At 65.0% G+C, this 12,853-nt stretch carries 11 protein-coding genes; 4 read left to right on the top strand and 7 right to left on the bottom strand.

Going from position 1 to position 12,853, the window contains the following annotated elements:
• A partial coding sequence (gene glnS, locus QN397_RS25525; protein ID WP_323502360.1) for a glutamine--tRNA ligase occupies positions 1 to 1,841 on the bottom strand: 1,841 nt, incomplete at its 3' end.
• Between the two features lie 141 nt (positions 1,842 to 1,982).
• On the opposite strand from glnS, the gene QN397_RS25520 reads away from it, so the two are divergent.
• Complete coding sequence (locus QN397_RS25520) at positions 1,983 to 2,327, top strand: hypothetical protein (protein WP_323498840.1); 345 nt, start codon at positions 1,983 to 1,985, stop codon at positions 2,325 to 2,327.
• Positions 2,328 to 2,427: 100 nt separating this feature from the next.
• Here QN397_RS25520 and QN397_RS25515 read toward each other — a convergent pair whose 3' ends face one another.
• The 6 genes from QN397_RS25515 to QN397_RS25490 all read right to left on the bottom strand — a co-directional run bounded on the left by QN397_RS25515 (position 2,428) and on the right by QN397_RS25490 (position 6,092).
• Positions 2,428 to 3,348, bottom strand: coding sequence for a LytTR family DNA-binding domain-containing protein (locus tag QN397_RS25515; RefSeq protein ID WP_323498841.1), 921 nt, complete (start codon positions 3,346 to 3,348; stop codon positions 2,428 to 2,430).
• 34 nt (positions 3,349 to 3,382) lie between these two features.
• A complete protein-coding gene (locus QN397_RS25510; protein ID WP_323498844.1) occupies positions 3,383 to 3,763 on the bottom strand; it encodes a type II toxin-antitoxin system VapC family toxin in 381 nt (126 codons plus the stop codon).
• Positions 3,750 to 4,019, bottom strand: a complete 270-nt coding sequence (locus QN397_RS25505) for an AbrB/MazE/SpoVT family DNA-binding domain-containing protein (RefSeq protein WP_323498845.1) — start codon at positions 4,017 to 4,019, stop codon at positions 3,750 to 3,752. The genes QN397_RS25510 and QN397_RS25505 overlap by 14 nt, the downstream gene beginning before the upstream one ends.
• 60 nt (positions 4,020 to 4,079) lie before the next feature.
• Complete coding sequence (locus tag QN397_RS25500; RefSeq protein WP_323502359.1) at positions 4,080 to 5,138, bottom strand: sensor histidine kinase; 1,059 nt, start codon at positions 5,136 to 5,138, stop codon at positions 4,080 to 4,082.
• Positions 5,139 to 5,170: 32 nt separating this feature from the next.
• Positions 5,171 to 5,494: a 2TM domain-containing protein gene (locus QN397_RS25495; protein ID WP_323498847.1), complete on the bottom strand. Its 324-nt coding sequence runs from the start codon at positions 5,492 to 5,494 to the stop codon at positions 5,171 to 5,173.
• 70 nt (positions 5,495 to 5,564) lie between these two features.
• Positions 5,565 to 6,092 carry a DUF6622 family protein gene (locus QN397_RS25490; RefSeq protein WP_323498848.1) on the bottom strand — a complete coding sequence of 176 codons (528 nt, stop codon included), beginning with the start codon at positions 6,090 to 6,092 and terminating at the stop codon, positions 5,565 to 5,567.
• A gap of 249 nt (positions 6,093 to 6,341) precedes the next feature.
• Here QN397_RS25490 and QN397_RS25485 point away from each other — a divergent pair, with 249 nt between their 5' ends.
• From QN397_RS25485 to QN397_RS25475, 3 genes are all read left to right on the top strand, one after another.
• Positions 6,342 to 7,901, top strand: coding sequence for an efflux RND transporter periplasmic adaptor subunit (locus QN397_RS25485; RefSeq protein ID WP_323502358.1), 1,560 nt, complete (start codon positions 6,342 to 6,344; stop codon positions 7,899 to 7,901).
• Complete coding sequence (locus QN397_RS25480; protein ID WP_323498850.1) at positions 7,898 to 11,035, top strand: efflux RND transporter permease subunit; 3,138 nt, start codon at positions 7,898 to 7,900, stop codon at positions 11,033 to 11,035. The genes QN397_RS25485 and QN397_RS25480 overlap by 4 nt, the downstream gene beginning before the upstream one ends.
• A partial coding sequence (locus tag QN397_RS25475) for an efflux RND transporter permease subunit (protein ID WP_323502357.1) occupies positions 11,032 to 12,853 on the top strand: 1,822 nt, incomplete at its 3' end. The genes QN397_RS25480 and QN397_RS25475, both read left to right, overlap by 4 nt.

Genomic DNA, 12,853 nt, shown 5'->3' with positions numbered 1-12,853 from the left:
GCCTTCGCATCCACCACGAAGTACCCGTGCCGCTCGAACTGAAACCCCGCCCCGCCTTCCGCAGCCCCGGCCAATGAAGGCTCGACGAATGCAGCGGCAGTCACCAAACTGTTCTTGTTCAGTTCGTCCATCAACTCCCCGCTCCCCGGCTTCTCTGCCGCGAACAGCCGCTCATACAAACGCACCTCCGCTGGCAGCGCGTCTGCCACTGCCACCCATGTGATGTTGCCCTTCACCTTCACCGCATCGGCGCCCGGCGTGCCGCTCTTGGTGTCGGGCACCAGCAGCGCTTGCACTTCGAGCAACTTGCCGCTCGCATCGCGCGTGCCGCCGACGCATTCGATCGTGTGGCCGTATTTCAGCCGCACCTTGTTGCCGGGGAACAGGCGGAAGAAGCCTTTGGGCTGGACGTCTTCGTAGTCCGTGCGTTCGATCCACACCTCGCGGCCGATCTTGAAGTGGCGCAGGCCGTCGTCGGGCTTGTGCGGGTTGTTGGGCGCGGTGCAGTCGTCCAGAACGCTTTCATCTTTGGTCGGGCCGCCCATCAATTCGCCCCAATTGGTGATGACCAACTTGACCGGATCCAGCACCGCCATGGCGCGCGAAGCGATGGGGTCGAGCGTGTCGCGCAGGGCGGCCTCCAGGCTCGCGTAGTCGATCCAGCCGCCGGACTTGGTCACGCCGCTTCGTTCGCAGAATAGGCGCAGCGCTTCGGGCGTGTAGCCGCGGCGGCGCAGGCCGGCGAGCGTAGGCATGCGCGGGTCGTCCCAACCGTCGACGTGGCCTTCTTCGACCAGTTGGCGCAGCTTGCGTTTGCTGGTGATGACGTGGGTGACGTTGAGGCGCGCGAATTCGTATTGGCGCGGGTGCGGGCTGGCGATGAGCCCGCCTTCGGCGAGGCGGTCGAGCAGCCAGTCGTAGAACGGACGCTGGTCTTCGAATTCCAATGTGCAGATGGAATGGGTGATCTGCTCCAGCGCGTCTTCGATGGGATGCGCGAAGGTGTACATCGGGTAGATGCACCATTTGTCGCCGGTGTTGTGGTGCGTGGCGCGACGAATGCGGTACAGCGCGGGGTCGCGCATGTTGATGTTCGGGCTCGCCATGTCGATCTTGGCGCGCAGGATGGCCGCGCCGTCGTCGAGCTTGCCGTCGCGCATCTCGCGAAAGCGCGCAAGGTTCTCCGCGGGCGTGCGAGTGCGAAACGGGCTGTCGGTGCCGGGCGTGTTGAAGTCGCCTCGGCTTGCGCGCATTTGATCGGGCGTTTGCTCGTCGACGTAGGCGAATCCGGCTTCGATCAGGTACTCGGCTGCCCGGTACATGAAGTCGAAGTAGTTACTGGCAAAGTACTCGTGCGGCTGCATCGTGCCGGGCGCGCCGGCTGCATTCGATAAGCCCGGCCCCGCCAGTCCGTCGGCCAACAAGGTTTCATAGCCGAGCCATTCGACCGCATTACGGATCGAGTCGACATACTCCTGCTCTTCTTTTTCAGGGTTGGTGTCGTCGAAGCGCAGGTGGCACACGCCGCCGTATTCCTTCGCCATCTCGAAGTTGAGCCAGATGCTCTTGGCGTGGCCCAGATGCAGGTAGCCGTTGGGCTCGGGTGGGAAGCGCATGCGCACTTTGGCCGGGTCATGCATGCCCGCCATGTGATGGGCGGCGTCGCCAGGCGATCCACCCCACTGGCGTTGTGCATAGGTGCCGTTTTCGAGGTCGTTCTCGATCACGTGGCGCAGGAAATTACTGGGTGCGACGGGAGCGGTTGCAGCCGTTTTTGTAGGCGCTTTTGCGGGCGCCGACGACGGTTTTTTGCCACCGTCTTCAGGGGTCGGAGGAGTCATCTCGGCATTTTAAAGGGGGGTATGCGCAAGAAACACTTGGCAACATTCTTCACATGATCGAGTACACCGGCTTTGCACGAGGCGCGTTGAATACACTTCTCGGCCGTTCATCTTGAATGTGTCCATCAACAGGAGTCCACCATGAACCTCAACCGTTCTACCTTCTTCAAGTTCGCTGCTGCTGCGGCTGTCGCAGCGGGCGCACTGTTCGCAGGCTCCGCGGCAAATGCTGGCGTTTCGGTTGGCATCAACCTGCCGGGTCTGGCGATTGGCGTTGCTCCCGGGTACTACGCGCCGGCACCGATGTATGCAGCCCCCGCGCCGGTCTACTACAACGCGCCGCCGCGGTATTACGAGCCAGCGCCGGTCTATTACCGTCCGGCACCGGTTTATTACAACGCGCCCCCGGTGTACTACGGCCCGGCGCCGGGCTACTACCGCGGTCATGGCCATGGTCACGGCCACGGTTACTACCGCGGTTATTGATCCAAGGCTGATTCACACCAAAGCCGACTTTCGAAAGAGGGTCGGCTTTTTTGTTGCTCGAATGGAGCCGAGCAGGCCGAACGGTCGGCCCCGCACGGGCTTACATCGCGCGAAACAGGTGGGCGTAGAGGCGGCTGACCGCGATGTTCTCCGGCCGACCGCGCAACAGCAGATGCAGCTTGCCGGCTTCGTCGCGGTGCACCGAGTCGACGGCATCGCTGCGCACGACGACCGCCCGATGCACCTGCCAGAACATGTTGGCATCGAGTTGCGGCATCAACTGCTTCAGCGGCGTGCGGATCAGATATTCGTGCGCCGCAGTGAGCACGCGAACGTATTTGTCGGCCGCCTCGAAGTACAGCACTTCGTCCATCGGCACCATGCGAACGGTGGCGCCACCCGCGTCGCTCGCGGCGATGAATTTGAGCGGGGCGACGGCCGATGGGGCAGTCGATCCTGCGAACGCGCCCTGTAACGTGCCCGGCAGCGTACTGGGTGAGAGCAACCCCGCCGGCCCGGCAGCGCTGGCGCCTGCGGCAGCGAGCAACTGACGCCATTGCGCCAAGGTCTGTTCGAGTGCGGCAGTTTGCTGCGGCGCGACGGATTCGGCCGGGCTATGCGTTGCCGTCGACATCGCCACCGCCTGCTTCAGTCGCGCTACCGTCTTGCGCAGCCGATCGCCCTGAACCGGCTTCAACACGTAGTCGATGGCCTGCGCCTCGAACGCGCGTGTCGCGTACTCGTCGTAGGCCGTGACGAACACGAGCTGCGGCATCGGTACTTCGTCGGTCGGCCACGTGTCCGCCAGTTCAGCCGCGGCGCCGAGGCCGTCGAGGCCGGGCATGCGGATGTCGAAGAACAGGATTTTTGGCAGCAAGCGAAGCGCTTCTTTCACGGCGCTGCGGCCGTCGCCGACGATGGCGACCACGTCGAGCTCGGGCCATGCGGCGGTTAGCTCAGCGCGCAGTGCCTGGGCCAGCAGGGGTTCGTCTTCGGCGATGAGGGCTGTGGGATTCTGCATGGCTTCAACGTCCTGACGCAGTCATGTCAAACCTTCAAAGTTGTTGCGCGCCCGCGAGCTTGGCAAGCCCTTTGTCGAAAGTGCCCAGCGGCGTGTGCCCCGCCTTTCTGGCAATCTCCAGCACCAGGCAATCGGAGAAGCCCAAAGCTGGTTTGCGCTTGAAATTCTGCAAAGCTGCGGCGACCGTATCGGCATCTTGCAGGGTCAACGTTTTGTGTTCCAGCAAAATTTCAAGAGCCGCCGCGAGTTGCACAGGGGTTCGGTCGTAAACCGATTCCAGCACCCACATCGTCTCAGCCAGCACTAGCTGCGATATCCATGCGTTGCCGTCGACAAACACCTCCGCAAGCTTCACCTGCCGAGCGTCGTCTCGCACAAGGAGCCGCACGAGCACATTGGTATCAACCGCCCGCATGGCGGCGTTTCATGCGCTGGCGGATGCCTTGCTTCAAATCTTCCAGCGACTTCGCCTGGACGGGTGTGGCACCTTCAGGAAACAACGCGTCGTGAACCGCCTGGGAATCGTGGCGAGTAGCGCGCTTCACGACGATGCGGCCCTTCTCTTCGACCCATTCGAGCACGGTGCCGGGCGTCAGGCCCAAGGCGCGCCTGACCGCGGCCGGGACGGAAACCTGGCCTTGCGAGGTGAGTTTGGTATGGGCATGAATCATGCTGGGCAGACTATCACATTACCGCGGTAATAAAAAACGCAGCTTCGCAACCTGTCGCCGCTAAATCGGAAACGTCACCACCGCACGCGTACCACCGTCTGCAGCCGCAGCCATCTCGAGTCGGCCCCGCGCGCCGTACACCGTCGCGAGCCGCTCGCGCACTTGCGCGAGCCCGAAGCCGCCGCCTTCCGATGGCGGCGCCGCGCCCAGCCCAACACCGGTGTCGCGCACCTCGATGGCGATCTGCAGCTTGCCGGCGCTGGCCTTGCTTTCGCGACGTGCGCGCACGACGATCTTGCCGCCCTCTACCTGCGGCTCCAGCCCATGCCGGATGCTGTTTTCGACCAGCGGCTGCAGCAACAGCGGCGGCACCGGCACGTCGCGTAAATCGTCGGGCAGCTCCAGCGTGTAGCGAAGGCGCGGGCCCATGCGAATCGACATCAGCTCCAGATAATCGCGCAGCCGGTCGAACTCGGCCGACAGCGGATGGGCCACCGAACGCGAGCCGCTCAAGGTCACCCGCAGATAGCCGTTGAGGTGGTCGAGCATCTGCACCGCACGCGGCGGGTCGAGCGTGATGAGCACGCGCAAATTGGCCAGCGTGTTGAAGAGCATGTGCGGCTCGAGCTGCGTTTCGAGCAGCTTTAGCTTGGCCTCGCTCGCATCGCGCTCTGCAGCGTTTCTCTCTGCGATCAACGCTGCCGCCTTGCCGCGCGTGAAGAAGTAGAAGGTGCCGACGGCACCCGCGACCAGCGTGATGACGAGGCTGATGCGGCTGTCTTGTGCAGACGGCACGACGCCGTCGCCAAGCAACAGGTTGCCCAGCGGCTCTCCAATAAAGAAGCCGCAGGCAACGCCGACCGCCGCCAGCAGCGCGCCGCGCCAGCCTTTGGGCCAGCCGTGCCCTCCTGCGCTGTCGCGATGGCAATTGCGCTCGTCGAAAACATAGCGCCCGAAATCGATGACCGCCCAGGTGACGGTGCCGACCGCAAGCGAGTATCCGAGCTGAACCAGATAGCTCTTGCGCGGCCAGATCGCGGTGGTCAGCACGGCGATGACGCTGCAAAACGCCACCACCTGGAGATAGTGGCGCAGGAGGTCGCGCCATTGAATGTTCATGGCGGCAGATTCTGGACGAAGAAGGCCCAGACTCACCACAGGTCGCCGCGCGGCGTGCCCGACAGCCGGGCGCGTTCTTTATCGACCATGCGTTCCATCAAGGCGCCGCCGTGCGGCAAGGCCCAGACCGAGACGCCATGCATGGCCAGTCCCACACCCCACCCGAGCAGCGGATAGAGCGCCCAAAAACGACCGGTGAGGAGCGACAGCGTGATGAGCCCGAGGTTGACGATGGTGAAGATCGTCGCGTGGGCGAACCAGCCCATCTTGGCCTTGGCGCGGCGTCGTGCGAGCTGGTCGATGCGGCCGGCCGCGGTGGCTCGGGTGGCGTCGTTGAAGTGGGCGGCAGCAGACATGGTGTGTCTCCTCGATCTGAGTGGGTGGATGGCTGAATGGGTGAAGGGGCAGTGGGCTGGATTCGACAGATCAGGCGGCGCTGGCCACTCCGCGGTCGGTGCGGATCGCCAGCTTCCACAAGCGGGCGGCGCGGCCGACGAAGATGCCGGTGAAGGTGCCATACACCGCGCTGATACCGACCGCCACAGGCGTCTGATGGGCCAGCTCCGGGTGCATCGACAGGCTGACGCCGACGACGTACTTGGTGAAGAAGATGCCCATCATGAGCATCAGCGGAACGGCGCTGCCGGCCACGTCGAACGCACGGGCCTCGGCGTTGTAGCGGGTGTTGGCGTGCAGCGGCTGGCGGATCGATACGGCGAGCAGCACTGCTGCTGCGGCGGCCCAGGCGAGCAGCGCAGCCGGGCCAGCTGTGTTCGATGCGCCGAAGGCCGACGCCACGCCGTAGACCGCGAGGCCCGTCATGGCGACCGGCATGACCGTGACCTTGACGAGGCTCACGCGGCCCGACATCAGCTGCTTGCAGCCGAGCCAGACCAGCAGCACGAAGAGGCCGAAAACCCAACGTGGGGTGTGAGTGACGATTTGCAGCAGCATGGTTTTCTCCAGAAAAAACGATGGGGTGACTCTCGTCATTCGTCGCCCCCACGGCGAGCGGTATGCGACAGAACGCAAAAGAGCGGCGCCGGATGCAAAAGAGCGGCGCAAAGCGCGCGGATGGAACGAAGTGGCTGACACGCCGCATGGGCTTTACCGAACCTTTACGGCAAGTCAAGGCGGGGCGATACCATCCTGCGCTGTACTCCGGGTGCCTCCTCTGAGCCCATTCACGCTGACCGAATCCCGATGGATCCACACACTCCCCCCGAGCCTCTTCCCGCCTCCGTGTCGCCCACCCATCCGCCGGTCCGTCGCCGTCGCTGGGTGGGTGCCGTGCTCGCGATTCTTTTGCTGGTGGCTTTGGGCGGTGGCGCCTGGTACCTGGTCCAGCGCTCGAAGGAGCCGGCAGCCGGTGCGCCGGGTGCGGGCGGGCGCGGTCCAGGTGGCCCCGGTGGACCGGGCGGTGCCGGCGCGAGAGGTCCGGGCGGCCCAGGCGGCGCAGGGGCGCAAAACACGGTCGGTTTCGCGGTTGCGCGCCAGGCTGACATTCCGATCCAGCTCGACGCGCTCGGCACCGTGCAGCCGCTGGCCAACGTCACGGTGCAGCCGCAGGTCGCGGGCGTGCTGACCGCGGTGCTCTTCAAGGAGGGCCAGATGGTCAAGAAGGGCGACGTGCTCGCCACCATCGATCCGGCGCCGTTCCAGATCGCGCTGTCGCAGGCGGCTGGCGCCAGGCAGCGCGATGAAGCCCAGTTGTCGGCAGCAAAAGTCACGTTGGAGCGATACCGCACGCTGCTCGGGCAGGACTCGATCGCACGGCAAGACGTCGACACGCAGGCCGCATTGGTCAAGCAGCTCGAAGGCACCGTCACCATCGACCGCGCCAACGAAAGCACCGCCAAGCTCAACCTGAACTACGCGCGCATCGTCGCGCCGGTGAGCGGCCGGGTCGGTTTGCGACCGGTGGATGCCGGTAATTACGTATCGACCGGCAGCACGGCCGGGGTCGCGGTCATTACGCAACTGTCGCCCATCGACGTGGCGTTTTCGGTGCCGCAGGACCGCGTGCCAGAGATCCAGCAACGGCTCGCGGCTGGCGCGCAATTGCCGGCCACTGCGCTCGACCGCACCCGCATCAAGCAACTCGCGACAGGCATGTTCTCGACGCTCGACAACTCGGTCGATACGAACACCGGCACGGTCAAGTCGAAGGCGCGCTTTGCCAATGCCGACTCGGCCTTGTTCCCTAACCAGTTCGTCAACGTGCGGCTGCTGATGCGCACCATCAGCGCCGCCGTCGTCGTGCCGGTGACGGCGCTGCGGCATGGGCCGAATGGCGACTACGTCTACGTCATCAACGAAGACAAGACGGTGAGCCAGCGTCCGGTGACGCGCGGCGAATCGAGCGTCGACAACGTGGCGATCATGTCGGGCCTGAAGTCCGGCGAAGAGGTCGTGACCGAAGGCGGCGACCGGTTGAAGGACGGCGCGCGCGTACAGACCACGGTCGATCGGCCGGCGGGTGCGGCATCGGGGGCCGCCAGTGGCCGGCGGCAAGGCACTTCGGCCGCTCCTGTTGCACCACCCGCCGGTTCGACGGCCACTCCGATGGCCTCCGGCGGCACGACCGCCACCACTGCCATCAAGCCGCCCACCGCCGAGGAACGCCAGCGCCTGCTCGATGCGGTCAAGGACAACCCCGAACAGCTCGAGCGTCGCAAGCGCCTGCTCGAAGCCATCGACCGCGGCGAGCCGGCCGCGCTCGAACGCTGGCAGCGCCTGTCGGAACGCCGGCCGGCGCAATGAGTCCGTCGCGCCCGTTCATCCTGCGGCCGGTAGCGACCTCGCTGCTGATGGTGGCCATCGTGCTGGCCGGGTTGGTGTCGTTCCGCTTCCTGCCGTTGTCGGCGTTGCCGCAGGTCGACTACCCGACCATCCAGGTGCAGACGCTGTACCCCGGCGGCAGCCCGGAGGTGATGAGCAACACGGTCACCGCGCCGCTCGAACGGCAGTTCGGCCAGATGGCGGGGCTCGACCGCATGAGTTCGACCAGCGCCGCGGGCGTGTCGATCATCACGCTGCAATTTTCGCTCGGGCAAACGCTCGATGTGGCGGAGCAAGAGGTGCAAGCCGCCATCAACGCCGGCGGCTCGCTGCTGCCGGCCGACCTGCCGGCACCGCCGGTGTACGCCAAGGTGAATCCCGCCGATGCGCCCGTGCTGACGCTCGCCATCACATCGGAAACGTTGCCGCTGACCGAGGTGCAGAACCTCGTCAACACGCGACTCGCGCAGAAGATCAGTCAGGTTTCGGGCGTCGGTCTGGTGTCGCTCAGCGGCGGACAACGTCCTGCCGTTCGCATCCAGGCCAACACGCAGGCGCTGGCGGCCAACGGCATCGGGCTCGATACGCTGCGCACCGCCATCAGCGCGGCCAATTCGAACGGTGCCAAGGGCAGCTTCGACGGGCCCAAGCGCGCCTACACGATCAATTCGAACGACCAGTTGCTGACCGTCGACGACTACAAGAACCTGATCGTCACGTACAAGAACGGCGCGCCGATTCGCATGATCGACGTGGCCCAAGTGGTCAGCGGCGCCGAGAACACGCAGCTCAGCGCTTGGGCCGGCACCAACGGGAAATTGCACCCAGCCATCATCCTGAATGTGCAGCGTCAGCCGGGTGCCAACGTCATCGCCACGGTCGACGCCATCAAGAAGCAGTTGCCCGATCTGCAGGCTGGCTTGCCGAGCGGCCTGAAGATCGAAGTGCTGAGCGATCGCACCTCGGGCATTCGCGGATCGGTCCAGCACGTCGAGATGGAACTCGTCCTGGCCGTCGTGCTGGTGGTGCTGGTCATCTTCGCGTTCCTCGGCAGCCTGCGCGCCACCGTCATCGCCAGCATCGCGGTGCCTATCTCGCTCATCGGCACCTTCGGGCTGATGTACCTGCTTGGCTACAGCCTGAACAACCTGAGCCTGATGGCGTTGACCATCGCGACCGGCTTCGTGGTCGACGACGCCATCGTGATGATCGAGAACATCTCGCGCTACATCGAAGAGGGCGAGCGGCCGTTGCAAGCGGCCTTCAAGGGCGCAGCGCAGATCGGCTTCACGATCATTTCGCTGACGGTGTCGCTCATCGCCGTGCTGATTCCGCTGCTCTTCATGGGTGATGTGGTGGGGCGGCTTTTCCGCGAGTTCGCAGTCACGCTGGCGATCACGATCCTGATCTCCGCCGTGGTATCGCTCACGCTGGTGCCGATGATGTCGGCGCGCTGGCTCAAGCCGCACAAGGCGGAACCGAGCAACCCGAACACCCCGAGCAAGACGGGGTTCGCTGCGCGCCTTCAAAACTTCTTCTCCGGCGTGATGGTCCGCTACGACCGTTCGCTGCACTGGGTGTTCGCGCACCAGGCGCTGACGCTCGTGGTCGCGCTGCTCACGATGGTCATCACGGTGGCGCTGTACCTGAGCATTCCCAAAGGCCTCTTTCCGACGCAGGACACGGGGCAGTTGCAGGGCCGCATCCAGGCGTCGCAAGACGTGTCGTTCGATCGCATGTCGCAACTGCAGCAAGCCGCTGCCAAGGCGATTCTCGAAGATCCGGATGTCGAAAGCCTGAGTTCGTTCGTCGGTGTCGATGCGGCCAACAACACGATGCTCAATAACGGCAGCATGCTCATCAACCTGCGCGCCAGCCATGGCAAACAGCAGGCGCTGATGGACCGGTTGCGCGACCGGGCGCAGGCCGTCGCCGGCGTCACGCTGTACCTGCAGCCGACGCAGGACCTGACCATCGATGCCGAGACCGGGCCGACCGAATTTCGCGCGTCGCTCGAAGGTGTCGACAGCGCCATCATCACGCAGTGGATGACCCGGCTGGTGGACCGGCTGCAGACGGTCAAGCAGGTACGCAACGTCAGCAGCGATGCCGGCGCGCAGGGCCTGGCCGCTTTCGTCAACGTGAACCGCGACACCGCCGCGCGGCTGTCCATTACCGCAAGTTCGGTCGACGATGCGCTCTACAGCGCCTTCGGCCAGCGCATCGTCTCGACCATCTTCACCGAGACCAACCAGTACCGCGTGATCCTTGAATCGCAGCCCGGCCTGGTGAACACGCCGCAAAAGCTCGGCGACCTGAACCTCATCGCCGGCTCGGGCGTAGCGACACCTTTGTCGGCGATCGCCAGCATCACCGAGCAGCAGGCGCCGCTGCAGATCACGCACGTGGCGCAGTACCCGGCCAGCACGCTCAACTTCGACACCGCGCCGGGTGTGTCGCTCGGCGCCTCGGTCGATGCGATTCGCGCCGCAGCCAAGGAGATTGGCCTGCCGGCCAGCGTGACCATGACCTTCCTCGGCGCGTCGGGCGCTTACGAACGCTCGCTGTCGAATCAGCTCTGGCTCATCCTGGCGGCGGTGGTGTGCGTCTACATCGTGCTGGGCGTGCTGTACGAAAGCTACGTGCATCCGCTCACGATCTTGTCGACGCTGCCATCGGCCGGTGTCGGCGCGCTGCTGGCGTTGATGATCACCGGCAACGACCTGGGCGTGATCGGCATCATCGGCATCATCCTGCTGATCGGCATCGTGAAGAAGAACGCGATCATGATGATCGACTTCGCGATCGATGCCGAGCGCACGCAGGGCAAGTCGGCGCAAGAGGCGATTCACCAGGCGGCGCTGTTGCGCTTTCGACCGATCCTGATGACGACGCTGGCGGCCTTGTTCGCTGCCGTGCCGCTGATGCTGAGCTTCGGCGAGGGCGCGGAGTTGCGCCGGCCGCTCGGCCTCGCCATCTTCGGCGGACTGATCGTCAGCCAGCTGCTCACGCTCTTCACCACGCCGGTCATCTATCTGGCGTTCGATCGGCTCGGTGGTGAAAGCCGTCGCCGCAAGCCCGAAGCCGATCTCGATGAAGACGGAGCGCCCGCGTGAACCTGTCGCGGCCGTTCGTTCGTCGACCTATCGGCACGGTGTTGCTGACCGTCGGTGTCGCGCTGGCCGGCATCGCGGCCTTCTTCGTGCTGCCGGTGTCGCCGCTGCCGCAGGTCGACTATCCGGTGATCTCGGTGCGCGCTTCCATCCCCGGCGCCAGCCCGGAGACCATGGCGACCAGCGTCGCGACGCCGCTCGAACGGCACCTGGGCACCATTGCCGGCGTCAACGAAATGACGTCGACCAGTTCGGTCGGCTCGGCGCGGGTCACGCTGCAGTTCGACCTGAGCCGCAACATCGACGGCGCCGCGCGCGAGGTGCAGGCCGCCATCAACGCCAGCCGCGTCGACTTGCCGGCCACGCTGCGCAGCAATCCGACGTACCGCAAGGCCAACCCGGCGGCATCTCCGGTCATCATCCTGGCGCTCACCTCCAAGACCAAGACGCCGGGCCAGATCTACGACGCGGTGTCGAACATCGTGAGCCAGCGGTTGTCGCAAGTCGATGGTGTGGGCGATGTCGAAATCGGCGGCGGCTCGTTGCCGGCAGTGCGCATCGAGTTGCTGCCCTTCGCGCTGAACCGCTATGGCGTGAGTACCGAAGACGTTCGCGCTGCCATTCAGGCTGCCAACGCCAATCGGCCCAAGGGGGCAGTGCAGGGCGACGGCCGCAAGCTGCAGATCTACACGCAGACACCGGCCCTTAAAGCCAGCGACTACGCACCGATGGTCGTGGCCTGGCGCAACGGCGCAGCGGTACGGCTGCAAGACGTCGCCGAAGTCAATGACGGCGTGGAAGACACCCGCACGCTCGGCCTCTTCAACGGCGAACCGGCGATCATCGTGCTCATCACGCGCCAGCCTTCGGCCAACATCATCGCGACCGTCGACAGCGTGCGAGCACTGCTGCCGGAACTGCAGGCGCAATTGCCGCCCGACGTGCAGTTGCAGGTGGCATCCGACAGCACCAATTCGATCCGCAGCTCGCTGCATGAAGTCGAGGTGACGCTGATCATCTCGGTGTTGCTGGTGGTGCTGGTCGTCAGCTTGTTCTTGCGCAGCGTGCGCGCGACCATCGTGCCCGCAGTAGCGACCGTGGTGGCGCTGTTGGGGACATTCGGCGTGATGTACCTGCTGGGCTTCAGCCTCAACAATTTCAGCCTGATGGCGCTGACAGTGGCGACCGGGTTCGTGGTCGACGATGCCATCGTGGTGCTGGAGAACACCAGCCGACACATCGATGCCGGCATGTCGCGCATGAAGGCGGCGCTGCTCGGCGCCAAAGAGGTCGGGTTCACGGTGTTGTCGATCAGCGTGTCGCTGGTGGCGGTGTTCATTCCGTTGCTGTTTATGGGCGGGCAAACCGGGCGCCTGTTTCGCGAGTTCGCGGTCACGTTGTCGGCCGCCGTGATGATCTCGCTGGTCATCTCGCTGACCACCACGCCGATGATGTGCGCGTGGCTGCTCAAGCCCGGTGGCGAGCATGCGAACGACAAGCCGCCGGGACGCGTCGGCCGCATGGCTGCCGGCAGCTACGACTGGGTGCTGCGCCGCTATGAAGCCAGCCTCGACTGGGCGCTCGACAGCAAGGCGCTGGTCATGCTCATCCTGCTGGCGGTCATCGGCCTCAACGTCTACCTGTTCAGTGCGGCACCCAAGGGGTTCTTTCCGCAGCAGGACAGCGGGCAACTCAACGGCGGCCTGCGTGCCGACCAGAGCATCTCGTCGCAAGCGATGGCGGCCAAGTTGCGGCAGGTGGTCGACATCATCCGCAAGGACGAAGCGGTCGACACCGTGATCGGCTTCACCGGTGGCGGGC

The sequence above is a fragment of the Variovorax sp. RTB1 genome (genome assembly GCF_035018765.1).
Classification (GTDB): Bacteria; Pseudomonadota; Gammaproteobacteria; order Burkholderiales; family Burkholderiaceae_C; genus Variovorax.
Note: the sequence above shows the minus strand (reverse complement) of the source record. Positions and strands in the feature narration are given on the sequence as shown.

What these genes read in the sequence shown, in the direction of transcription:
- QN397_RS25520 (WP_323498840.1), top strand. Translation starts at nt 1,983, where the DNA reads ATGAACCTCAACCGTTCTACCTTCTTCAAGTTCGCTGCTGCTGCGGCT.
- QN397_RS25510 (WP_323498844.1), bottom strand. Translation starts at nt 3,763, where the DNA reads ATGCGGGCGGTTGATACCAATGTGCTCGTGCGGCTCCTTGTGCGAGAC.
- QN397_RS25480 (WP_323498850.1), top strand. Translation starts at nt 7,898, where the DNA reads ATGAGTCCGTCGCGCCCGTTCATCCTGCGGCCGGTAGCGACCTCGCTG.
- QN397_RS25515 (WP_323498841.1), bottom strand. Translation starts at nt 3,348, where the DNA reads ATGCAGAATCCCACAGCCCTCATCGCCGAAGACGAACCCCTGCTGGCC.
- QN397_RS25495 (WP_323498847.1), bottom strand. Translation starts at nt 5,494, where the DNA reads ATGTCTGCTGCCGCCCACTTCAACGACGCCACCCGAGCCACCGCGGCC.
- QN397_RS25505 (WP_323498845.1), bottom strand. Translation starts at nt 4,019, where the DNA reads ATGATTCATGCCCATACCAAACTCACCTCGCAAGGCCAGGTTTCCGTC.
- QN397_RS25490 (WP_323498848.1), bottom strand. Translation starts at nt 6,092, where the DNA reads ATGCTGCTGCAAATCGTCACTCACACCCCACGTTGGGTTTTCGGCCTC.
- QN397_RS25485 (WP_323502358.1), top strand. Translation starts at nt 6,342, where the DNA reads ATGGATCCACACACTCCCCCCGAGCCTCTTCCCGCCTCCGTGTCGCCC.
- QN397_RS25500 (WP_323502359.1), bottom strand. Translation starts at nt 5,138, where the DNA reads ATGAACATTCAATGGCGCGACCTCCTGCGCCACTATCTCCAGGTGGTG.